This window comes from Amycolatopsis sp. NPDC039088 (assembly GCF_055598845.1).
Map to the genome: position 1 here is coordinate 68,363 of NZ_JBVKAE010000037.1, position 21,188 is coordinate 89,550.

20 protein-coding genes are annotated in these 21,188 nt (G+C 69.4%); 12 read left to right on the forward strand and 8 right to left on the reverse strand.

All coding sequences use genetic code 11. From position 1 onward, the window contains the following. Nucleotides 1–31: 31 nt before the first annotated feature. From ACZ7KI_RS35110 to ACZ7KI_RS35160, 11 genes are read left to right on the forward strand one after another with little or no spacing between them, the layout of a single operon-like run. Complete coding sequence (locus ACZ7KI_RS35110; RefSeq protein WP_470277318.1) at nt 32–940, forward strand: family 3 encapsulin nanocompartment shell protein; 909 nt, start codon at nt 32–34, stop codon at nt 938–940. Continuing rightward, on the forward strand, nt 937–1,854 hold the full coding sequence (locus tag ACZ7KI_RS35115) for a hypothetical protein (RefSeq protein ID WP_470277319.1): 918 nt from the start codon (nt 937–939) through the stop codon (nt 1,852–1,854). Before ACZ7KI_RS35110 ends, ACZ7KI_RS35115 begins: the two co-directional genes overlap by 4 nt. Further along, nucleotides 1,854–2,612 carry an SDR family oxidoreductase gene (locus ACZ7KI_RS35120; protein WP_410582726.1) on the forward strand — a complete coding sequence of 253 codons (759 nt, stop codon included), beginning with the start codon at nt 1,854–1,856 and terminating at the stop codon, nt 2,610–2,612. Before ACZ7KI_RS35115 ends, ACZ7KI_RS35120 begins: the two co-directional genes overlap by 1 nt. 15 nt (nt 2,613–2,627) lie before the next feature. After that, the gene (locus ACZ7KI_RS35125; protein ID WP_470277320.1) at nt 2,628–4,277 is read left to right on the forward strand and encodes an AMP-binding protein; all 1,650 of its coding nucleotides are present in this window, start codon (nt 2,628–2,630) and stop codon (nt 4,275–4,277) included. A gap of 15 nt (nt 4,278–4,292) precedes the next feature. After that, the gene (locus ACZ7KI_RS35130; RefSeq protein ID WP_470277321.1) at nt 4,293–5,438 is read left to right on the forward strand and encodes an acyl-CoA dehydrogenase family protein; all 1,146 of its coding nucleotides are present in this window, start codon (nt 4,293–4,295) and stop codon (nt 5,436–5,438) included. Nucleotides 5,439–5,466: 28 nt separating this feature from the next. Beyond that, complete coding sequence (gene cysC / locus ACZ7KI_RS35135) at nt 5,467–6,015, forward strand: adenylyl-sulfate kinase (protein ID WP_470277322.1); 549 nt, start codon at nt 5,467–5,469, stop codon at nt 6,013–6,015. Continuing rightward, the gene (cysD, locus tag ACZ7KI_RS35140; protein ID WP_470277323.1) at nt 6,012–6,926 is read left to right on the forward strand and encodes a sulfate adenylyltransferase subunit CysD; all 915 of its coding nucleotides are present in this window, start codon (nt 6,012–6,014) and stop codon (nt 6,924–6,926) included. The genes cysC and cysD overlap by 4 nt, the downstream gene beginning before the upstream one ends. Beyond that, nucleotides 6,926–8,212, forward strand: coding sequence for a sulfate adenylyltransferase subunit 1 (locus ACZ7KI_RS35145; protein ID WP_470277324.1), 1,287 nt, complete (start codon nt 6,926–6,928; stop codon nt 8,210–8,212). Before cysD ends, ACZ7KI_RS35145 begins: the two co-directional genes overlap by 1 nt. After that, on the forward strand, nt 8,209–9,591 hold the full coding sequence (locus ACZ7KI_RS35150; RefSeq protein WP_470277325.1) for an FAD/NAD(P)-binding protein: 1,383 nt from the start codon (nt 8,209–8,211) through the stop codon (nt 9,589–9,591). The genes ACZ7KI_RS35145 and ACZ7KI_RS35150 overlap by 4 nt, the downstream gene beginning before the upstream one ends. Then, nucleotides 9,588–11,165: an aldehyde dehydrogenase family protein gene (locus ACZ7KI_RS35155; protein WP_470277326.1), complete on the forward strand. Its 1,578-nt coding sequence runs from the start codon at nt 9,588–9,590 to the stop codon at nt 11,163–11,165. Before ACZ7KI_RS35150 ends, ACZ7KI_RS35155 begins: the two co-directional genes overlap by 4 nt. Further along, nucleotides 11,165–11,638 (forward strand): SRPBCC family protein, encoded by a 474-nt coding sequence (locus ACZ7KI_RS35160; protein WP_470277327.1) that lies wholly within the window; start codon nt 11,165–11,167, stop codon nt 11,636–11,638. Before ACZ7KI_RS35155 ends, ACZ7KI_RS35160 begins: the two co-directional genes overlap by 1 nt. A 4-nt stretch (nt 11,639–11,642) precedes the next feature. On the opposite strand, the gene ACZ7KI_RS35165 is transcribed toward ACZ7KI_RS35160, so the two are convergent. The 8 genes from ACZ7KI_RS35165 to ACZ7KI_RS35200 all read right to left on the reverse strand — a co-directional run bounded on the left by ACZ7KI_RS35165 (nt 11,643) and on the right by ACZ7KI_RS35200 (nt 19,356). After that, nucleotides 11,643–12,341 carry a DUF899 domain-containing protein gene (locus ACZ7KI_RS35165; protein WP_470277328.1) on the reverse strand — a complete coding sequence of 233 codons (699 nt, stop codon included), beginning with the start codon at nt 12,339–12,341 and terminating at the stop codon, nt 11,643–11,645. Then, on the reverse strand, nt 12,338–12,799 hold the full coding sequence (locus tag ACZ7KI_RS35170) for an SRPBCC family protein (RefSeq protein ID WP_470277329.1): 462 nt from the start codon (nt 12,797–12,799) through the stop codon (nt 12,338–12,340). The genes ACZ7KI_RS35165 and ACZ7KI_RS35170 overlap by 4 nt, the downstream gene beginning before the upstream one ends. Then, nucleotides 12,796–13,131: an ArsR/SmtB family transcription factor gene (locus ACZ7KI_RS35175; protein ID WP_470277330.1), complete on the reverse strand. Its 336-nt coding sequence runs from the start codon at nt 13,129–13,131 to the stop codon at nt 12,796–12,798. The genes ACZ7KI_RS35170 and ACZ7KI_RS35175 overlap by 4 nt, the downstream gene beginning before the upstream one ends. Beyond that, on the reverse strand, nt 13,121–13,552 hold the full coding sequence (locus ACZ7KI_RS35180) for an SRPBCC domain-containing protein (RefSeq protein WP_470277331.1): 432 nt from the start codon (nt 13,550–13,552) through the stop codon (nt 13,121–13,123). The genes ACZ7KI_RS35175 and ACZ7KI_RS35180 overlap by 11 nt, the downstream gene beginning before the upstream one ends. Nucleotides 13,553–13,627: 75 nt before the next feature. After that, nucleotides 13,628–15,028, reverse strand: coding sequence for a pyridoxal phosphate-dependent decarboxylase family protein (locus tag ACZ7KI_RS35185; protein ID WP_470277332.1), 1,401 nt, complete (start codon nt 15,026–15,028; stop codon nt 13,628–13,630). Next, on the reverse strand, nt 15,025–16,329 hold the full coding sequence (locus tag ACZ7KI_RS35190; RefSeq protein ID WP_470277333.1) for an MFS transporter: 1,305 nt from the start codon (nt 16,327–16,329) through the stop codon (nt 15,025–15,027). Before ACZ7KI_RS35190 ends, ACZ7KI_RS35185 begins: the two co-directional genes overlap by 4 nt. 34 nt (nt 16,330–16,363) lie before the next feature. After that, nucleotides 16,364–17,323, reverse strand: coding sequence for a sphingomyelin phosphodiesterase (locus ACZ7KI_RS35195; RefSeq protein ID WP_470277334.1), 960 nt, complete (start codon nt 17,321–17,323; stop codon nt 16,364–16,366). A gap of 17 nt (nt 17,324–17,340) precedes the next feature. Continuing rightward, nucleotides 17,341–19,356, reverse strand: coding sequence for a neutral/alkaline ceramidase (locus ACZ7KI_RS35200; RefSeq protein ID WP_470277335.1), 2,016 nt, complete (start codon nt 19,354–19,356; stop codon nt 17,341–17,343). Between the two features lie 555 nt (nt 19,357–19,911). Between ACZ7KI_RS35200 and ACZ7KI_RS35205 the strand changes: the two genes are divergently transcribed. After that, on the forward strand, nt 19,912–21,168 hold the full coding sequence (locus ACZ7KI_RS35205) for an HNH endonuclease signature motif containing protein (RefSeq protein ID WP_470277336.1): 1,257 nt from the start codon (nt 19,912–19,914) through the stop codon (nt 21,166–21,168). The last annotated feature ends 20 nt before the right edge of the window (nt 21,169–21,188 follow it).

A 21,188-nucleotide genomic window follows, 5' to 3' on the forward strand; every position in this document is an offset into this window, starting at 1 on the left:
AAGCCCGGCCTGACGGCCGAGAAAGGCAGTGATGACCACAGCACAGACCACGTCCCCGACGAAGCAGAAGCGGCAGCTGCTCGCCGATCCCGCGATGACGGAAAGCACGCCGGGTTCGGAATTCGCGCAGGCGGCCACGCTCGGCTCCGGTAGCGACGACGTCACCGTCACCTTCCGCGCCTACCTGCCGACGGCGTTCCCGCTCTTCGCCGACCGGCCCCGCTACACCGTGCGGCAGCTGATGAAGATGGCGACGATTCGCGACGGCAACGCGCACTACATCCACGAACCGCGGCCGGAGCAGAACCGGCGGGAGGTCTCGGGCACGACGTTCGCGACCTCGCCGGAAGCGCAGTTCGAACCGAAACTCGGTGAGGCGGAACTGACCGACATCGGGGTCGGGCTGCCGGTTCCGCCGGGGCTGCTGGATCATCCGCGGCTGCTCGCCTCCTTCATCGACTACCGGCTGCTGGTTCGCTTCGGCACCACCGAAAACCAGGTGCTGTTGCACGGCAGTGACGACGGTCTGGTCTCCGGACTGGTCGGCCTCCCCGGTTCGCGGACGCTCCGGACCGAGCGGGAACCGGTGGACATGCTCACCCACGCGGCCGCGATGGTCGAGGAGACCGGCGGATCGTGCGACGGCATCGTGGCGCACAACGCGGTGTACTGGCAGGCCGTGGAATCGGGGCTGCTCGGCAAACTCGCCGAAGCCGGGATCCGCATCTCTCGGACCAGGATGATCGCGAGGAACCAGGTGCTGCTCGGTGATTTCCGGGCCGCCACCACCTTCCTCGATCCCGAGGTGTCCACCCTGACCCTGCGGCGCGGCGCGGCGGCCGACGGCGGCGACCTGATCGAGGCCAGCAGCCGGATGGGGCTCGCCGTGCATCTCCCGCAGCATCTGGTCCTGCTTTCCCAGGAAGGCGCCGGGACATGAAGGTGCTCTACATCACCGGGATGCTGCGCTGCGGCAGCACCATGATCGGCAACGTCCTCGGCGAGGCACACCGCACAGTGCACGCCGGTGAGCTGTACTACCTGTGGCGCAACGGGGTGCTCGGCACCGGGACGAATTCCAGTTGCGGCTGCGGCGCCCCGGTCACCGACTGTCCACTGTGGTCACAGGTGCTGACGACCGGCGTCGTCGCCGACCGGCACGCCGCGGCCGCCGCCGACGCCGTCCAGTCGGCCCGTTTCCGGGCCCGGCACACGCCGGCGCGGCTGGCCGAATCGCTCGGCGTCCGGCCGATCCCGCCGGACGTGGCCTGGCTGACCGGGCTGACCGCCGGCCTCTACCGCGCCACGGCGGAAGCGGCGGACGCCGACGTCGTCGTCGACGGTTCGAAGTACCCGGCGGAGGCCGCGGCGCTGCTGGGCAGGCACGACCTCGACGTCCGGGTGCTGCACGTCGTCCGGGACGCCCGCGCGACGGCGTTCTCCTACCGCAAGGACAAGGACTACGTCACCAGGATGAGCGCCGCGCGCAGCACCGGCTACTGGACCGCGGTCAACGCGGCGTCCGACCTGCTCGCGGTCGCCGGACGGGAACGGTACCTCCGGATCCGCCACGAGGACTTCGCCGAGAGCCCCCGTGACGTCATCGGCGACGTGATGCTGTTCGCCGGGATCGCCGGGATGAACCCGGTGGCCCCGGACGGCACCGTCGAACTGGGCGTCAACCACACCGTCACCGGCAATCCCGACCGGTTCCGCCACGGCCGGGTGCCCATCCGGGCCGACCGCCGGTGGCGGACCGAACTGGACTGGAAACCGAAGGCGCTGACCACGGTCGCCGCGGGGCCGCAACTGCTCCGCTACGGCTACGGCGTCCGCGCCGGAGAGGAGCACTGATGGAACTCGGACTGGACGGCAAGTCCGCGCTGGTCGCCTGCGCGAGCAGCGGGCTGGGCTTCGGCGTCGCCGAGGCGCTCGCCGCCGAAGGCGCGAACGTCTCGATCTGCGCCCGCGACGCCGACAGGCTCGCCGACGCGCACGGAAAGCTCGAGGCGATCGGCGGTGGCCGGGTGCACAGCCAGGTCGCGGACATGGCCGACGTCGCCGCGGTCGAGCGCTGGGTCGCCGACGCCGCGATCGAATTCGGCGGCATCGACATCGTGGTCGGCCACACCGGCGGCGTGAATCAGGGCCCGGTCGAAGGCTTCGGCGTGGAAGACTTCCGGCAGGCGTTCGACACGGCGTTCATCCCGCACGTCACGCTGGTCAACGCGGCCACCCCGCATCTCAAACGCGGTGGCTGGGGCCGGGTGCTGATGATCACCTCGGAATCGGTCCGGCAGCCGATGCCGCACAACGCGCTGTCCGGGATCGCCCGGCTCGGTCTGCTGGGCTACGCACGGAATCTGGTGCACGCGTTCGGCGACAGCGGGGTCACGGTGAACGTACTGGCCCCCGGCTATCACGACACCCCGGCATTGCGCGGCCCGTCCGGTGCCGATCCGAGCGCCGCGGCCGCCGAGGTGCCGGTGCGCAAGGTCGGCGATCCCGGTGATTTCGGTGCGCTGGCGGCGTTCCTGGCCAGCAGGCAGGCGTCGTTCGTCACCGGCACGCTCCTGCTCGCCGACGGCGGCAACACCCGCGCGGTCGTCTGACCGGAGGAAGGAATCATGTCCGAAGCACTCGCGAAGCACTACCTCGCCCAAGGCTGGTGGCGCGCCGAGGAGACCCTCGTCGACGACCTGCGCCGCGCGGCCCGCGAGCATCCCGATCGCCGCGCGATCGTCATCCGGCACACCGACGGCAGCGCGACGGAAACCCTGACCTACGCCGAACTCGAACGCCGGGTCGAGCGGATCGCGGCCGGCCTCGCGGGGCTGGGCGTCGAACACGGTGACGTCGTCACCCTGCAGTTGCCGAACTCCTGGCAACTGGTCGCGACCACCTTGGCGTGCGCCAGGATCGGCGCCGTCGCGGGTCCGGTCCTGCCGATCATGCGCCGTCGCGAACTGTCGTTCATGACCGGCCTGACCGAGAGCCCGGTCTACATCGGACCGGTGCGGCACCGGAACTTCTCGCACGCGAAGCTGAGCGCGGAGGTCGCCGAGACCACGCCGACCCTCAAGCACCGCGTCCTCGTCGGCGCCACCGGCGAACCCGCGGATTCCGCCGGGCTCGAAGGCGCGCTGGACTTCGACACCGCGCTGCTGGGCGAACCCGGTACCGAAGGCGCGATCACCGGCGACATCACCGGCCGCGGCGCCGGGCCGGACGACATCGCCTACCTGATGTTCACCTCCGGCACCACCGGCGAGCCGAAAGGCGTGCTGCACAGCCACAACACGGTGCACGCCACCAACCGGATGCAGATCGACGCCTTGGGCCTCGGCGGCGGCGAGGTCACCGCGATGGGCTCCCCCACCACGCACAACGCGGGGTGGACGTGGAACTTCACCATGCCACTGCTGCTGGGCGCGACCGGGGTGCAGATCGACAACTGGGACGCCGAAGAGATGCTTCGGACGCTGGAGGAGGAGAAGGTCACCTTCTTCATGGGCGCTCCCCCGTTCCTCGTCGACCTGATCGACCGGCAGCAGGCCCGGCGGCGCGATCTGTCCGCGCTGCGGACCTTCGCCACCGGCAGCGCGCCGATCCCGCCGGTGCTCGTGGAGCAGGCTCGCGACGTACTGGGCTGCCGGCTGTACGCGTTGTGGGGCATGACCGAGAACGGCGCGCCCACCATCACCCGGCCGGAAGACCCGCCTTTGCGTGCCGCCGAAAGCGACGGCTCCCCCGTACCGGGGATGGAGATCCGCATCGTCGACGACGAAGGTTCCGAGGTCGCCCCCGGCGAGACCGGGCACCTGCAGGTACGCGGCGCGACCCAGTGCCTCGGTTACTTCCGCCGTCCCGAGGTCTACGCCGAGAACCTCACCGCCGACGGCTGGTTCGACACCGGTGACCTCGCCCGCGACGACGGCCACGGCGGGATCCGCATCGCCGGGCGGGAGAAGGACGTCATCTCCCGCGGTGGTGAGAAGGTTCCGGTGGTCGAGGTGGAAGCGGCACTGCTGCGGCATCCGTCCATCAAGGACGTCGCCGTCGTCGGCTACCCCGACGACCGGCTGGGCGAACGGGCGTGCGCGGTGATCGTGCCGTCGGACGGCATGCCGCGGCTGCCCGAACTGCGCGATCACCTCGACGGCCTCGGCATGGCCAAGCAGTACTGGCCCGAGCGTCTCGAAGAGGCCGAGGCCCTGCCGAAGACACCCAGCGGAAAGGTCCAGAAGTTCAAGCTGCGCGAGCGACTGGCCGGCTGAACCGGAGAGGACGACATGGATTTCGCATTCACCGACGGACAACAAGCGCTGGCCGAGAAGGTGCGGACCTTCGCCGCACAGCACATCGCCCCCGGCGCCGCCCGCAACGACCGCGAACGGACCTTCCCGCCGGGTTTCTTCGGCGAACTCGGCCGCGCGGGACTGACCGGGCTCTGCGTCCCGGAGGAGTACGGCGGACGCGGACTCGGCGCCGTCGAAGCAGGCGTCGCCGTGGAGGAACTGGCCAAGGCCGAAGCGACGGCTTGCTATCCGGTGCTCAACGCGGCCTTGATCGGCGGCATCATCGACCGCAACGGCACCGCCGGGCAGAAGGCGAAGTGGCTGCCCCCGGTCGCGTCCGGCGAGTCGGTCGTCGCGCTGGTGCTCACCGAACCCGAGCACGGCACGGACGCCGCGGCGATCGGGCTGCGGGCCGAACCCGACGGCGACGGCTGGACGCTCACCGGCACGAAGACGTCGATCATGCTGGGCGCGCACGCGACACACGGCCTGGTCTTCGCCAGGACGAGCGACGACGGGGCCCGCGGGGTCACCGCCTTCTACGTCGGGCTCGACCACCCCCGGGTCCGGCGGGAGGCCCTGACCGACCTCGGTGCCCGCGCCGGCGGACGGGCGACGATCGAATTCGACCGCTACCCCGCGAGCCGGGACGACGTCGTCGGCGAGATCGGCGAAGGATTCGTCGGTGTCATGCGCGGTTTCGACCATTCCCGGGCGCTCATCGCGATCCTCGCCGTCGCGTCGGCGGACGCCGCGCTGACCGACGCGCTGGCCTTCGCTCGCGAACGCACCACGTTCGGCGTTCCCATCGGCAAGCACCAGGGCGTGGCGTTCCCGTTGGTGGAGCACGCCACCCGCGTCCACGCCGCCCGGCTGCTCGCCTACGAGGCCTTGTGGCGCAAGGACGCCGGGTTGGACCACCGCACCGAAGCCAATATGGCCAAGTGGTGGGCGCCCAGGGTCGGTGTCGAAGCCGCCCATCAGGCGTTGCTCACCTTCGGCCACCGCGGCTGGGACGAGCGCAACCCGGCCGGACGCCGTCTGCGCGACGCCGTCGGGCAGGAAATCGCCGACGGCACCGAAAACGCCACCAAACTCGTGGTCGCCCGGCAGTTGCTGGGCCGCGAGTACGCGCCCTGACGACCGCACACCAGAAGGAAGGAGTCCCATGACCACCACGCTGTGGTTGACCGGACTACCCAGTTCCGGCAAGTCGACACTGGGCAAGAAGCTCGCGGAGCGCCATCGCGGGCACCGCGAGGTCGAACATCTCGACGGCGACGTCATCCGGCGTGAGCTGTTCCCCGAACTCGGTTTCGACCGGGAGGACCGGATCGAGAACATCCGCCGGATCGGCAAGATCGCCTCGATGCTCGCGGCGCACGACGTGCTCGTCGTGGTCTCGGTGATCGCGCCGTTCCGCACCGCCCGCGCCGAGGTCCGGGCGGAACACGAGGAACAGGGCCTGAACTTCGTCGAGGTCCATGTGCACGCCCCCATCGACATCTGCGTCCAGCGCGACGTGAAGGGCTTGTACGCCAAGGCGGAACGCGGCGAAGTCGCCGGGCTCACCGGCTTCAGCGACATCTACGAGGCACCGGCGAGCCCGGAGGTCCGGGTCGACACGTCCGACTGCGACGTCGAAGAGGGCCTTCAGATGATCGAGCGGGCCTTGGACCGCTGCGAACGAGAGCGACAGGAGGCGATCGTCCGATGAGCGCGCCCGCCACTGACCGGGTCACGGCCGGGATCTCCGCGCTGGAGGCCGAGGCCATCCACGTCCTGCGCGAGGTCGCGGGCGAATTCGACCGGCCCGCCCTGCTGTTCTCCGGCGGCAAGGACTCCACGGTGCTGGTCCACCTCGCGATCCGCGCCTTCGCGCCGATCACCCCGCCGTTCACCCTCGTCCACGTCGACACCGGGCACAATTTCCCGGAGGTACTGTCCTTTCGCGACGAACTGGTCGAACGGTTCGGTCTGCGCCTGCACGTGGCGGCCGTCCAGGACTGGATCGACCGCGACGCCGTCCAGGAACGCCCGGACGGGCTGCGCAATCCGCTGCAGACCGTGCCGCTCCTGGACACCATCGCCGATCAGCGTTTCGACGCGGTGATCGGCGGCGGGCGCCGCGACGAGGAGAAGTCCCGCGCGAAGGAACGGGTCTTCAGCATCCGCGATTCCTTCGGCCGCTGGGATCCCAAGCGTCAGCGGGTCGAGCTGTGGAACCTCTACAACGGCAGGCACAAGGCCGGTGAGCACGTCCGGGTCTTCCCCATCTCCAACTGGACCGAACTGGACGTCTGGCGCTACATCGAGCACCGTGACATCGAGTTGCCCGAGCTGTACTTCGCCCACCGCCGCCAGGTGCACCGGCGCGACGGCATGTGGCTCACGCCCGGACCGTGGGGCGGCCCCGCCGACGACGAGGAACTGGTCGAACGGCTGGTGCGCTACCGGACCGTCGGTGACGGCTCCTGCACCGGAGCGGTCGAATCGGAGGCCGACACGGTCGCCGGGATCATCGACGAGATCAAGGCCAGCAGGCTCACCGAACGCGGCGCCAGCCGTGCGGACGACCGCATCTCCGAGGCGGCCATGGAAGACCGCAAACGGGAGGGCTACTTCTGATGACGACCGACCTCTTGCGACTGGTGACCGCGGGCAGCGTGGACGACGGGAAGTCGACCCTCGTCGGCAGGCTGCTCTACGACACCAAGTCCGTGCTCAGCGACCAACTGGACGCGGTGCTGCGCAGCAGCGAGGAACGCGGCCTGACCGACCCCGATCTGTCCCTGCTGGTCGACGGTCTGCGCGCGGAACGCGAGCAGGGCATCACCATCGACGTCGCCTACCGCTATTTCGCCACCGCCGGGCGGACCTTCGTGCTCGCCGACACCCCGGGGCACGTGCAGTACCTGCGGAACACGGTCACCGGCGCGTCGACCGCGGACCACGCGGTGCTGCTCACCGACGCGCGGATGGGTGTTTTGCCGCAGACCCGGCGGCATCTGGCGGTGATGGCCATGCTCGGCGTTCCGGGAATCACGCTCGCGGTCAACAAACTGGACCTCGTCGACTTCGACGAGAGTGTCCACGAGTCGATCCGGGCCGAGTTCGTCGCACACGCGCTTTCCCTGGGCTACACCGAAGAACAGGTCACCACGATCCCCATCTCCGCGCTCGCCGGGGACAACGTCGTGACCGCGTCGGACCGGACGCCGTGGTACGACGGGCCCACGCTGCTGGCGCACCTCGAAGAGATCACGCCCGACCAGCGCGGCTGCGACGTCGGCTTCCGGATGCCCGTGCAGTACGTGCTGCGCGACGGCGACCAGGGCTACCGCGGTTACGCGGGTCAGGTCGCGGCGGGCGTGGTCCGGCCCGGTGACGAGGTGGTCGTCCTGCCCGAAGGGACGACCACCACCGTGACCACCGTCGACACCGCGGACGGGCAGGTCGACGAGGCGGCCGCGGGGAGTCCGGTGACCCTGGTGCTGGCCGACGAACTCGACATCTCCAGGGGCGACCTCATCGCGGCGGCGGCCCGCCGTCCCGAGGTGCGCCAGGAGCTCGACGCGACGCTCTGCTGGCTGGCCGGAACCCCGTTGCGACCGGGCGCGCGTGCGCTGCTCAAGCACGGCACGCGGACCACGTCCTGCGTCGTGCCCGATCTGGTCTCCCGGTTCGACGAGCAGGAGTTGTCCCTTGTGGACGGTCCAGGCGAGCTGACGCTCAACGACATGGGCCAGGTCCGGTTGCGGGTGGCCGATTCGCTTCCCTCGGACGAGTACGTCGACTGCGCGGCCACCGGTTCCTTCCTGCTGATCGACCCGAAGGACGGCGACACCCTGGCCGCCGGGATGCTCGGCGACACCCTGGCCGCGGTGACCACCGGAGGGGCGGAACGCGGATGACTGAGCCCGCGCAGGTCGCCGTGATCGGGGTCGGCGCCAGCGGCGCGCTGGCCGCCACGCACCTGCTCCGCACGGCCGTCGAACACCGGCGACGGCTGCGGCTCGTGCTCGTCGACCGCGGCGGCGAGTTCGGCCCCGGCGTGGCCTACCGGACCACCGATCCCGAGCACCTGCTCAACACCCCGGCGGGGAAGATGAGCGCGCTCGACGACGACCCCGGGCATTTCGTCCGCTGGAGCCGGGCGCGGGGCTGGGACGCCGGAGACGGCACGTTCCTGCCTCGTGGCGACTACGGCCGCTACCTGACCGAGACGCTGGTGGCCGAAGAACGGCGGGCGGCCGGGGTGGCGACGGTCGAGCGGGTCACCGCGACCGCCGTCGGCCTGACGACGGACGAGGGCGGGGTGACCGTCGAACTGGACGGGCCCCGCCCGGTCCGGGCGGACACCGTCGTGCTGGCTCCCGGCGCCGGGCACGGCGATCCGCTGGCGGGCCTGCTGCCCGGCGGGTCGGATCGCTACGTGGCCGATCCTTGGTGGGGCGCGGGACCACAGGCGGCGACGGACGGTTCGCCGGTGCTGGTCCTCGGCACCGGTCTGTCCATGATGGACATCGCCGTTTCGGTGACCCGCGCGCATCCGGAGACGGTGGTGCACGCCGTGTCTAGGCACGGGCTGCTGCCGAGGCCGCACCGATCCGGCCGCGCGTCGGAAGCCGCGTCCGTGCCGGAACCACCGGGACAACTGGACTCCCTGCGGGATCTGCTCGGCTACGCGCGCCGGTGCCTGGCGCGGGAACCGGAGCACTGGCGCGAGTTCGTCGACCGGATGCGGCCGCACACCGCGCGGCTGTGGCGGCAGCTGGACCCCGGTGAACGGCGCCGCTTCCTGGACCGCGTCAACCGGTTCTGGGACGTGCACCGGCATCGTGCCGCCCCGGCGACCCACCACCGGATCCGCGAACTGCTGCGATCCGGACGGCTCCGGCTGCACCGCGGCCGGGTCGAGCGGGTGCGGCCGACCGCGACGGGCTTCGACGTCGGCCTGGCCACCCCGTCCGGCAGCCGTCAGCTCCCGGTCGGATGGCTGGTCAACGCCACCGGGTTCCGGCAGGAGGTCCGCGACGACCCCGATCCCTTGCTGCGGCGCCTGTTCACCGAAGGCACGGCCAAGCCCGATCCGATCGGACTCGGCATGGCCACCGGCCGGGACGGCCGCGTACTCGGACGGCACGGCGACGAACGGCGTATCTACACCCTCGGCGCGCTCCGCCGGGGCGAAGAGTTCGAAAGCACCGCGGTACCCGAGATCCGGAGCCAGGCGGCGGCCATCGCCGCGGCCACGGCCGGGGCCCGCGAGGAAGAGGTGACGCGGCGATGACCGCAGACGAGCTCCTGATGTATCCGGCCTACATCGACGGCAAGGACGTCGACCATCCCGAGGGCCGTTACGTGCACACCGTCACCGCCCGGGCGGTACTGGAGGACACTTTCGGCGCGCTGGCGCTCAAACGCGACCTCGACGCGGGCCTCGTGGATCCGCGTTCGGCGGGTCCGGAGGTCGCGGGTGGCTGCGCGGTGGCCGACGAGGCGATGGCGCGGCAGGCCGTGGAAGCGGCGGCACGGGCGGCGCCGGAATGGGCCCGTGTCCCCCTGCGGGACCGGGTCGCGCTGGGCGTCCGGATCGGCGAACGGCTGCGTGAGCGGCGAGACGACCTCGTGGACCTGCTCGTCGCCGAGGGACAACCGCGGGCACTGGCCGGCCCGACGCTCGACGAATACTGGCGCGCCGACTTCAGTCCGGAGACGCTGGACTGGTGTGCCGGGCAGATGGAGTCCACCCGGCAGACGGAGAACCGGCTGGCGACCGTCCGCCGGGCACCGGACGGGGTCGTCTGCGTGAACCCGCCGCAGAACGCGTCGACCCCCAACGCGCTTTTCGGGGTCACGGCGCTGCTCGCGGGCAACGCGGTCGTGGTGCGCGCCCCGCGCGGGGTTCCGCTGGCGACCACGCACACCTTGCGCGAAGTGGTCGTTCCCGTCCTCGAAGAGGCGGGCGCGCCGCCCGGCGTGCTCAACGTCCTTTGTGGACCGCCGATGACCGACCTGTGGCTGACCAGCCCGTGTGTCGACGACATCGTCTATGTCGGTGGCAGCGCGAAGGGGCTCGAGTTCGAACGCGCCGCCGTCACGGCGGGCAAGAAGCCGATCCTCGAGCTGGCGGGCAACGACTGCTGTGTGGTCTGGCGCGACGCCGATCTCGACGGCGCGGTCGCGGCCATCACCGAGAACTTCCGCCAGTCCGGGCAGATCTGCAACATCCCCAACCAGGTCGTCGCCCATCCCGCCATCGCGGACGAACTGCTCGAACGCCTCACCGAGGCCGCCGCGAAGACCAAACCCGGCTACCCCGACGACCCGGAAACCGTGCTCACCCCGGTGCTGATGGCCGAAACCCATTTCGCCGACATCGCCGACGCCCTCGACAAGGGCGCGCAGCTTCTGCACGGCGGACGGCGGCTCGAAGTCGACGGCACGCCGTCCGACACCGGGCTGTTCGTCGAACCGGCGGTGCTCCGCGTGAACGGGCTCCGGTCCGCACGGGAGACCCGGGCCGTGCGCGAGGAGACCTTTTCGCCGCTGGTGCCGGTGGTGGTCCCGGAAGCCGTCGACGACGAGACGATGCTGGACGACGTGCTCCGGTTCGTCGGCGAGAACGCCTACGGTCTGCGGAATTCCTTCTGGGCTCGGGACGAGCGGGTCGTGCGGAAGATCGCCGCCGAGGTCACGAACTGCGGCGTCGTCAATGTCAACGACTCGCATTCGGCGTTCCGGCCGTTCCTGCCCACCCACGGTGGCACCGGCCTGACCGGCGGCGCGTTCGGCGAGGCCAACTACCTGATGCTGCGGACGACGCATCTGCAAGGCGTCAACATCGTCACCGGAGGCTCGTGATGACCGAATACGCGCTCACCCTGTCCACCGGCCGTCCCGCGGCGGAGGTCTTCGCGCTCGTGCGCGAGCAGGAACGGTTCCCTGAGGCCGCGGGCGACATCATCGCCGTCGAAGCGGCCGGGCCCGGCGTCCACCGGTACACCCTCGCCTTCCGCGACGGCGTCGCCCGGTGGACCCAGGCGACCGAGGCCGGACCGCTCCGGCTCCGGTTCGAGCAGACCGACGGCGACTTCGTCTCGTTCGGCGGTTCGTGGGAGTTCGGCGACGCGCCGGGCGGCAGCACCGTGACCTACCGGGTGACGTTCCGGACCAGCGTCCCCCACCTGGCGGGGGCGATCGACCCGATGGCCGGCCGCGTCCTCCTGCGGGCCGCCGTCGAGGTGGTGACCGGACTCGCCGGACCAGTGGAGATCCTCGACGGCGGACGCGCGCTCCACGATCCGGCCTTGACGGCCTCAGGGGCTCGCGATTAGTCCTCTAATCGCGGGGCGAGCAGCAGGCGTCACCACCGGGAGGCGCGGCACCTTCGTAAGCGTCGTGCCAGTTCCACCACGCGTACGGCGGGGTCTGCGGATAGCCTTCCGGCGAGTCCTCCCACTCCTCCTGGCGTCCCAGCGCGGTGATGTCGAGGTAGCTCCACGTGCTGCCCATCGCCTCGTCGCCGCGGTTGTTGACGAAGTACGTCCGGAACACCTGGTCACCCTCGCGGATGAACGCGTTGGTGCCGTGCCATTCGTCGACGCCGAAATCGACGTCGAAGTCACTGGTCATCGTGTACCACGGCATCGTCCAGCCCATCCGCGCCTTCATCCGCGCGATGTCCGCTTGCGATCCGCGCGAGGCGAAGGCCAGTGTGGTGTCGCGGGCGTTCAGGTGGGCGACGTGCGCGACCTGGTCGGCCACCAGCGAGCAGCCTTTGCAGGCGTGGTCGGGAAAGCCTTCCACGCCGGGATCGAAGAACGCCCGGTAGACGATCAGCTGACGTCGTCCCTCGAACAGGTCGAGCAGGCTCGCCTTCCCCGACGGCCCCTCGAATTCGTACGGCTTCTCGACCGCGAGCCACGGCATCCGCCGTCGCTCGGCGGCGAGCGCGTCGCGGGCCCGGGTCAGCTCCTTTTCCTTCACCAGCAAGCGAAGGCGCGCTTCTTCCCATTCCGCCGGGGTGACCGTCTTCATCGCGCCAGCTCCGCGGGCAGCTCGCTCTGCCGGTTCGGCTGCCCCTCGCCGGTGGTGATCAGCGCGCGGAGGCTGGTGCCGACGTAGAACGTCCACGCCTTGTGACACACCTCGAAGCATTCGTATTCCGGGACCAGCCCGTGATGGGTGAAGCGCGCTTCGGTCTTACCGTCCTTCTCGCTGATCTCGAACGTGACCGTGGTGCCGACCCATTCGGTTTTGTCCTGCGTGAAGTCGAAGTGGTTTTCGAGGACCAGCCACGAGACCTTGCGTCCGGGCTCGGACTCCGTGATCCGCATCCGGCAGCGGTGGAGCTCTTCGTAGTGGTACTCGAACTCGTCGCCGACGTGCACCGTGCCGCCGTCGATCTCTTCCGACCACCAGCCGCGGACGTCGTTGAAGGCGTCGAAGACCTGCTGCGACGTCTGGTCGACGGTGAAACTCGTGGTGAAGCTCATGATGAATCCTCCAGATGGTCTTTCAAGGCTGCGAGCGGGCCGTCCCAGTCACGGGCCAGCGCCGCCAGGAACTGCTGGGCGACCTGCATCGGGGCCGAGCGCAGCCGGTACCGCACGCGGCGACGTTCCCCCTGCTCCGGGGTCACCAGACCGGCGTCGGTGAGCAGCGCGAGATGCTTGGCGATGGCCTGTCGCGTGATGGGCAGGCGCTCGGCCAGGTCGGTCGCCGTGGCCGGGCCGCCCGAGGCGAGGGTGGCGAGGATGCTCCGTCTGCTCGGGTCGGCGAGTGCGACGAAGACCTGTTCGGCGATCGCTTCGATGTCAGGCGGCATCGAGGTATTCGATCAGTTCGCCCAACTCGGCCGCCCACCCCTTCGTGTTCCCTTCGAACGCGGTGCGGTGGGTTTCGTCCGGAAGCTGGGAAAAGCCGCTCTCGACGACCGTGAGCCGGGTACCCGCGCCGACCGGCTCGAGGGTGAACTCGACGTAGGTGCGGCGGGGATCGTCGTCGGGCAGGCCGTAGATCTGCCAGGTGAAACCGAAGATCTCCGGCTCCTCGATGCGCTCCACGCGCATGTTCGCCTTGTGCCCGTTGTCCCATTTCATCTCGGCGTCGCCGCCGGGGCGCAGGTCGATGGTCGCCTGGTTCCCGAACCAGGTGCCCAGCCCCTCGGCCGTGGTCAGCGCGGCCCAGACCTTCGCGGGCGGATGGGCGATCTCGACGGTGCGTTCGATGCGGTCGGGGAATCCCACGACGGCCTCCTCAAGTAGCAATCAAACGGTTGCTATAACTTTGTATAGCAACCGTTTGATTGCGTCAAGGCCGATTCAGGAAGCGGTGTACAGCCCGCCGAGGAACTCCAGCAGCAGCCGCTCCCGCAACGGGCCGGGCGCGGCGGCCAGCAGCGCGTTGATCTCCGCCATCCGCGTAGGCAACCCGGCACCCTCGCCGAGGCCCGCGGCCGCCAGGAGCCCGGCGAACTGCTCCGAAGTCAGCGTCGCGGGATCCAGCGCGGCGACGAACCCGGCCACCTGCGGGTCGACGACCACCAGACCGGACTCGCGGGCGGCCTCGACCGAAGCGGCGAGACTTTCGAGAAACTCCCGTTCACCGGCCCGGTTCGCCGCTGTCACGGTCAGGTGCAGGTTCGCGGGCGACGAGTCGTGCGCGAACTGCGGCTGGACGTACCAGCCGCGCTCACGCATCTCGTCCGCGACCGTGAACAGGTCGAATCCGGCGTCTTCCTCGACGGAGAACGCGAGCAGCGTCGACACCGGATCGCCCAGGACGCGCAGCCCGTCCAGCGCCTCGATTCCGGCACGGATCTCCACGGCCGCTTCGCGCGCGGCCGTTGCCAGTTTCCCGTAGCCGTCGTCGCCGATATGACGGACGACCGCCCACGCCGCGGCGAGCGGGCCACCGGAGCGCGTGCTCTGCAGCGTGGTGTTGAGCATCGTGTAACCGGGCCAGTCTGCGCTCGCGAAGAACTGCGGCCGACGTAGTTCGGCGTTGGCGTGCAAGAGAACCGACACACCTTTGGGGCAGTAGGCGTACTTGTGCAGGTCCACCGAGACACTGGTGACACCGGGAACGTCGAAGCCGAACGGACCGAGATCCAGGTACGGCAGCACCCAGCCACCGATGCAGGCGTCCACATGGAACCGGACGCCGTCGAGCAGCGCCGCGATCTCCGGGATGGGGTCGAGGACGCCGTGGGCGTACGACGGAGCGCTCGCCACGACGAGCACCGTCGTGTCGTCGACGGCGGCGGCCATCGCTTCAGGGACGGCACGGAAGGTCACCGGGTCGACCGGCACCGAAACCGCGCGGACACCGAAGAAATGCGCCGCCTTGTGGAACGCGGCGTGCGCCGTCGTCGGCAGCACGATGCTCGGCGACGTCACTTCCGGACGGGCATCTCGCGCGGCCAGTACCGCGAGCATGCACGATTCCGTGCCACCCGAGGTCACCGAGCCGACCGTCGCCGCCGTACCGCCCAGCAGCCGCGCGGCGGTGCCGACGAGGTCGTTCTCCATCCGCAGCAGGCTGGGGAACGCGGTCGGGTCGAGACCGTTGGCCGACGACGCCAGCGCGTGCGCCGCGGCACCGAGTTCGTCCACTTCGGACAGACCGCTGTCGTAGACGTAGGCGAGCGTCCGGCCGCCGTGCGTCGGCAGGTCTCCCGCGCGCAGTTCCCGCAGCTCCCGGAGGATGTCTTCGGCGGTCACGACCGGCGCTCCAGCACCGACTTCCGCAGCAACGGGATGCCCAGCACGATCAGCACGGCCGGCAGGATCGACGCGCCGAGCAGGATCGCCGTGAGCGCGCTGTCCGGTTGCGCGGCCTTGGCGTCGAGACTGGACTGGTAACCGCCGAACTGCAGCACGAGTCCCCACAGGCCGGGGCCGAGCGCCAGCCCGAGCGTCTCCGACGCCGTCCAGACCCCCGCCGCGATCCCCGCCCTGGTCTCGCCGGTCCGCTCTTCCTCGTCGCTGATCAGATCCGGCAGGATCGCCAGCGGGAACACCGAGATCCCCGCGTACCCGACACCGCAGAAGGCGACGAACACCATCGTGACCGCGAACGGGAGCGCCTGGGCGCCGAGCAGGCCCAGCAGCCCGACGCCGAAAGCGGCGGTGGCGATCCGGAAACCGGCCAGCTTCCCCAGGCTCGCCCCGAGTTTCGGCCACAGCGGCATGGTCAGCAGCGCCGGTCCGACGAAACCGACGAACAGGACCGTCGAGTAGCCGGAGCTGCCGAGGATCCGCTCGGCGAAGAACGGGATCGCGGCCAGCACCGTGCCGATACCGAGCGCCTGGATGAAGTAGACCCCGAGCAGCCAGCGGAACGGCCGCCACCGCGCCAGCGTCCGGAGCAGTTCGCGCGGGCTCACCGTGTTCGGCCGCAGCGCGCCGACGGGCGCGTCCTTCAGGCCGAAGTACACGCCGAGCGTCGCGACCAGGATGATCACGGCGATGAACAGGCCCATGACACGGTAACCGGCGATACCACCGACGAGGTCGGTCACCGCCGGCGCGCCACCGCCGGAGACCAGGATGGCGACCGCGAGGAAGCCGATCCGGACACTGGTCAGCTTCGTGCGTTCCTCGGCCGAGTCGGTCAGCTCGGCGGGCAGCGCGTTGAACGGCACCTGGAAGAACGCGTACGCGGTGGCGCACAACAGGAACACGACGATGACGTAGATCGCGTCGGGCACCGGACCACCGAAGCCCGGGTGCGCGAACAGTGCCGCGAAAAGAATCGCGACGCCTATGCCGCCGTAGAGCAGGAACCGGCGGCGGCTGCCGGTGCGGACCATGTCCGCGTCCGACAGCCTTCCCGCGATCGGGTTGAAGAGCACGTCCCACGCTTTGGGAACGAACACGATCAGGCCGGCCACGCCCGCCGCGACGCCCATCGTGTCGGTGAGGTACTTCAGGAGGAGCAGGCCGGGAACCGTGCCGAAGGCGCCGGTGACGAACGAGCCGAGCGAGTAGCGATACCTCGTCCGTGCTGGCAGCGATGCCATGATCCTCCTCGAGGCGATTCTCCCGATGAAGGCCTCAGTATTGGATCTTGGCCACCACCGAGTAGTGGTCGGAGGGAATCGTGCCACCGTCGTAATGCACGAGCTGTACCGGGCCGACAGCGGCGAGTGGACGGCCGCCCGCGCGCACGGCTCCGACGTAGTCGAGCGAGTCGCGGTAGGTCACCGGAACGGACTTCGCGGCGTTCGGATTCGTCGCCGCGTCAAACGTGTACGCGCCTTCGCCCGTCGTACGGAGGACACCGTCGAGGAAGGCCTCACCCTGCTGGATCTGGGTCCGGCCGAGTGAGTCCTTGCGGGTTTGTCCAGCCCAGTACTCGATGTTCAGGTCGCCCGCGATGACGACCGGCTCGGTCGCGGGTGCGTATTTCGTGACCAGCTCCCGGATCTCGCCGAGCTGCGCCATCCGGACCTCGTGCGCCTTGGGCAGCGTCGCCGGTCCCTCGTCGGCCTGCATATGGGTGCCCGCGATCCAGAGCGGCTTCCCGTTCACGACCAGCCGGGCGAGCGCGGCGCCCTTGTTGGACAGGTAATCCGCCGTGCCGGAGTAGGAATTGCCGAAGACCAGCTGGTGCTTCTCGGTCACCGGCGCCTTGCTCAGCACGGTCACCCCACCGTTCACCACGATGGGGGAATTCGAGCAATTCCCGTTCACCGTGGTCCAGCCCGGCGACGTTGTGCAGTACTGGCCGACGAGCGGGGTCTGATACGGCCAAACGTCCTTCAGCCGGGTCCGCATCTCCTCCGCCTGGGCGCTGAACGCCTCGTCGAGGACGACGACGTCGGCGTCGTTCGCGCGGATGACGGCCTCGGCGGCACGGGCCCTCACCTGTTTGTCCGAGGTGTCCGGGCTGGCGATCCACGGGAGCTGCCAGATGTTGAACGCCATGACCTTCACCGAAACCGCGGCTTGAGCGGGGGCGGCGGTTCCGGCGAACAGGGCGGCGGCAATGGCGAGTACGGCGAGTTTCCGCACAGAAGACCCTTTCGGTGTCAGGAGACGACGAATGTCCGCGAAGTCCCGCTGAACGCGGAGATCGCCCCGTTCCAGCCGTTCTTCCAGTTGCCGAAGTGGACCACCCGGTACTTGCCGATCGGGGTGTTCGGGGGGATCTTCCAGTGGACGACGGCTTTCGATTCGGCGACGAACGTCCGCGCCCAGTGATACTTCGTGTCCCAGTCGCCGTCGTCGGCGTGCCGGATCCACTTGCCGTCGACCAGCCGCTGGATCTCCAGGAACGTGCCGCCGCGGCGCAGGTCGTTCTTCGGATGCCCGGTGACGAACTCGACGGCGACCTGCTCGCCGCGCGCGTAGGTGCTCTTCGCGTCGACCAGGACGTCCCCGAAGTTCTTGAACGCGGGCGCGCTGTCGAAGACGACCCCGGGCTGGAAGTTGATCAGCTTCCCGCGCAGGTCCCGGGGCGTCGGCCCGTGCGGCACCGTCGTTCCGGCCTTCATCGCGGCCGCGAGCTTGGCGAACTCCTGCTGGTACGCCGGAAGTGTGTACCGGCCGAACAGGGTCGACGCGCCCTCGTACTGCTGCGAGTCGTACTCCTCCGGCGTGGTGACGTACTGGCTGTAGGCGTTGGCGTAACCCTGGACGAGCACGTTCTCCAACGGGACACCGAGTTCCGCGGCGACGGTCCGGCGCAGGCGCAGCCCGGACACGATGGTCAGCTCGGCGGGCACGGCCACGAGGTGCAGCTGCCCGATCCGGACGAGCTGCAGCGGCAGGACCTCGGGCGCCCACGGATACGGCTTCATCGCACCGAACGGGACGGCGACCACCTTCGGCGCCTGCGCGTCGGCGAGTGCCTGCGGGATCGGCGCGTCGATGCCGCCGAGCCAGTCGATGAACGGGTTCTTCACCCCTTCCGGAAGCGGCAGCCCGGGGCCGTCCTCACGGCTGCCCGCGAGCATCGACACCCCGATCGCGGCCGTGCAGGTGTGCTGCGGCCGCCCGTTCGGGGTGTACTTCGCGTCGACCGCGACGTCGGACATGTCCACGTAGCACATCCGGTGGTCGACGCCACCGGTCACGGCTTCGGCGGCCGCGTCGAAGGCACTCTTCGCCGCGCGGAACTGGAGACCGCCGATGGTGCGGGTGTTCTCGAACTCCGTCTCCGGCGTGCCGGGTTCGAGGTTCAGGTTCGGACTCATGTCGCCGGTGTTGGTCTGCGGGAACGCGGCGACGAACCGGGGATTCCCGTCGAGGTACCGCACCCCGGCGTGGTCGTGCTCCCATTCGTAGGCGGCGTAACCCTTGTTGTCGCCGCTGATCAGGTGGTTGCCGTTGCTCATCGAGGTACCGTGCGTGGCGAACCAGCTGATCGCGCCGACGTCGACGCCGCCCTGGCTGAACCGCAGCACCGTGACGGCCGGGTCGATCGCCTGCGGGAAGTGGTCCTTGTCCGCCTTCGGGTTCAGGTCGAAGGCCTTACGGGAGCGGTTGACGCTCGCCTTGGTCAGCTCGGCGCGGCCGAGCCGGATCGACCCGGGCGCGAGGTTCGCGTGTGCCCGGCCGATCGCCTCGAAGATCCCGTCGACGACGGCGTCGTAGACCTCCTGCTGGAAGCCGAGGATCGCCAGATCGTAAGCGGCGTAATGGGAATCGCCGCCACAGGCGGAGTGGGTGTGCGTGGCGTTGAGCAGCACGTTCTGCTCGGTGTAGAGGTCGCCGTACGCGGACTGGAGCTTGCGCAGCACGCCCTGGTGTACGGACTGGAACAGCGCGCCGAGATCGGCGGTCACGAACACGATCCGCTTGGCGCCGTCGTCGACCACGAAGGCGCGCGCCCGGGTCCGGAGGTGGATGCCGGCGGTCTGCTGCTGCGGCATCGAGTAGCCCATCATGCCGTTCTCGGCGGCCGGGCCGGTGACGTCGGAGATGCCGACGCCGACGCGGAAACCCGGTGCCGGCGCCGCTTGCGCTTGCCGCGCGCCGAGCACGCCCGCCGCGACCGGCAACGCCGCCGCGCCCGCAAGAACCCGCCTCCGGCTCACCGCCATGTAGCACCTCCCGGCCACGAACATGAACTGACTTCACGTTTGTGGGCGGGACGCTACGTGATGGACCTCACCGTCGCAACCCACGAAAGGTCCGGTCTCGCGAGCGGAGCAGAGCAGGGTTTTCGATGGATCCCGAGCTCGTCGCCACGGTTGCCCGGGTCGCTGCGGGCGGGAAGATCAACGTGGCGAGGTTCAGCCGCGAGCACGGGGTTTCCCGGGACACCTTCTATCGGTATGCGACCCGGCCACCAAGCGCACACCACATCTTTCAGCCACCCTGATCGACGACACCAAACCGTCCGACAATTCCTGAAACGCATCTGTCCGTGAGGTCCTGAAACAGCACAGACGGCTAGAACCGTCATTACCACTCACGACCGTCTCAGCGCACCCTTCGGAAAGCTTCGCAGCGAAGGCGCCTACGCGTCCTTTAAGTATGTTGCTCAGCGCAGTTGTTTGACGGTCCGTTGTTCCCTATCGGGTGAAATGAGCCAGACGTGACCGCTACGCAAATCGGGCTAGCACACCTGTTCGATCTTCGGTATCGTTGGGGTTGTGGCCAGCGAAAACAGTCCTCAGGCGGTGCGCTCCGAGTGGTGGCGTGTCGATACGGCGACGCTGCATGCCCGGAAGCAGGAAATCGAGGTTCTGAAGCGGCAGTTGGAGGCGGAGCAGTACGCGATCCTGGCGGAAATCAATTCCCGCGGTGTCCGTGGATGCTCCGGTCATTCGACACTGGCTGCGATGATCTTCGAAGACTTTCAGGTCACGGACAAGGAAGCCGGAGTCCGCGCGGACCGGGTTCTGGCCCTGCATCCGGGTCCTGCTATCGGCGGAGATCCTGAGCCGCCGTTGGCGCCGTTGACCGCTAAGGCTGCGGCGGAGGGTGCGATCGGCGGCGGCCAGATCGACGCGATCATCCGCACCCTGGCCCGGATCCCGTCCACGGTTTCGGAGGAGGACGTGCGGGGCGGGGAGAAGATCCTCGTCGATCTGGCCCGCCGCGCCGGGCCACGGCAGATCGCCCGAGCCGGGCGACGGCTCTTGGACAAGCTCGACCCCGACGGGAAAGAGCCGCGGAGTGAGGACCCGAAAGACACCCGGCCGGAGTTACGGTTCGTGAAGCACCGTGACGGCACCCTCGGGCTGAAGGCCAGGCTCGACCTGGAAACGTATGCGCGGTTGAAGTCCGACCTCGATCCGATGGCGAAACCGCACAAGGCTATCGACGGGGTCCGGGACTCCCGTACTCACGACGAACGCTATGGCGACGCCTTCACCGACTACGTGCGGTTGAAGACCACCAGCCGGAATCTGCCCGGCCAGGCGGGCGAGGCCACCCACATCCTGGTCACGATGTCCTACGACGACCTCATGCGGGACATCGGCGAAGCGCATCTGGATCTCGTCGGGCCGATCAGCGCCACCGACGCCCGCATCCTCGCCTGCGACGCCCGCGTCCGGCCCGGAGTTCTGGGCACCGCGGGTGAACCGCTGGACATCGGCCGATCCAAACGCACCGTCTCCCTCGCCCAGAAGTACGCACTCACCATCCGCGACGGAGGCTGCGCCTTCCCAGGCTGTGACATGCCCGTACCCCGCTGCACCGCACACCACATCGTCTTCTGGCGCCACCACGGCGAAACGAAGATCGACAATCTCGTGCTGCTCTGCACCAGGCATCACCGGCTGATCCACCACAGCGAATGGAAAGTCCAAATCGCCCAAGACGGACTACCCGAGTTCACCCCGCCTGCTTATCTCGACCCCACCGGAACTCCAAGGCGCAACACCATGCACCTCAGGACATAGACCGACGCACCGAACGCAAG

Coding starts and splice junctions, on each gene's coding strand:
- ACZ7KI_RS35115 (WP_470277319.1), top strand. CDS start 937: ATGAAGGTGCTCTACATCACCGGGATGCTGCGCTGCGGCAGCACCATG.
- ACZ7KI_RS35175 (WP_470277330.1), bottom strand. CDS start 13,131: ATGCCGCCTGACATCGAAGCGATCGCCGAACAGGTCTTCGTCGCACTC.
- ACZ7KI_RS35160 (WP_470277327.1), top strand. CDS start 11,165: ATGACCGAATACGCGCTCACCCTGTCCACCGGCCGTCCCGCGGCGGAG.
- ACZ7KI_RS35130 (WP_470277321.1), top strand. CDS start 4,293: ATGGATTTCGCATTCACCGACGGACAACAAGCGCTGGCCGAGAAGGTG.
- ACZ7KI_RS35150 (WP_470277325.1), top strand. CDS start 8,209: ATGACTGAGCCCGCGCAGGTCGCCGTGATCGGGGTCGGCGCCAGCGGC.
- ACZ7KI_RS35110 (WP_470277318.1), top strand. CDS start 32: ATGACCACAGCACAGACCACGTCCCCGACGAAGCAGAAGCGGCAGCTG.
- cysC (WP_470277322.1), top strand. CDS start 5,467: ATGACCACCACGCTGTGGTTGACCGGACTACCCAGTTCCGGCAAGTCG.
- ACZ7KI_RS35155 (WP_470277326.1), top strand. CDS start 9,588: ATGACCGCAGACGAGCTCCTGATGTATCCGGCCTACATCGACGGCAAG.
- ACZ7KI_RS35165 (WP_470277328.1), bottom strand. CDS start 12,341: ATGAAGACGGTCACCCCGGCGGAATGGGAAGAAGCGCGCCTTCGCTTG.
- ACZ7KI_RS35120 (WP_410582726.1), top strand. CDS start 1,854: ATGGAACTCGGACTGGACGGCAAGTCCGCGCTGGTCGCCTGCGCGAGC.
- ACZ7KI_RS35190 (WP_470277333.1), bottom strand. CDS start 16,329: ATGGCATCGCTGCCAGCACGGACGAGGTATCGCTACTCGCTCGGCTCG.
- cysD (WP_470277323.1), top strand. CDS start 6,012: ATGAGCGCGCCCGCCACTGACCGGGTCACGGCCGGGATCTCCGCGCTG.
- ACZ7KI_RS35170 (WP_470277329.1), bottom strand. CDS start 12,799: ATGAGCTTCACCACGAGTTTCACCGTCGACCAGACGTCGCAGCAGGTC.
- ACZ7KI_RS35200 (WP_470277335.1), bottom strand. CDS start 19,356: ATGGCGGTGAGCCGGAGGCGGGTTCTTGCGGGCGCGGCGGCGTTGCCG.
- ACZ7KI_RS35145 (WP_470277324.1), top strand. CDS start 6,926: ATGACGACCGACCTCTTGCGACTGGTGACCGCGGGCAGCGTGGACGAC.
- ACZ7KI_RS35125 (WP_470277320.1), top strand. CDS start 2,628: ATGTCCGAAGCACTCGCGAAGCACTACCTCGCCCAAGGCTGGTGGCGC.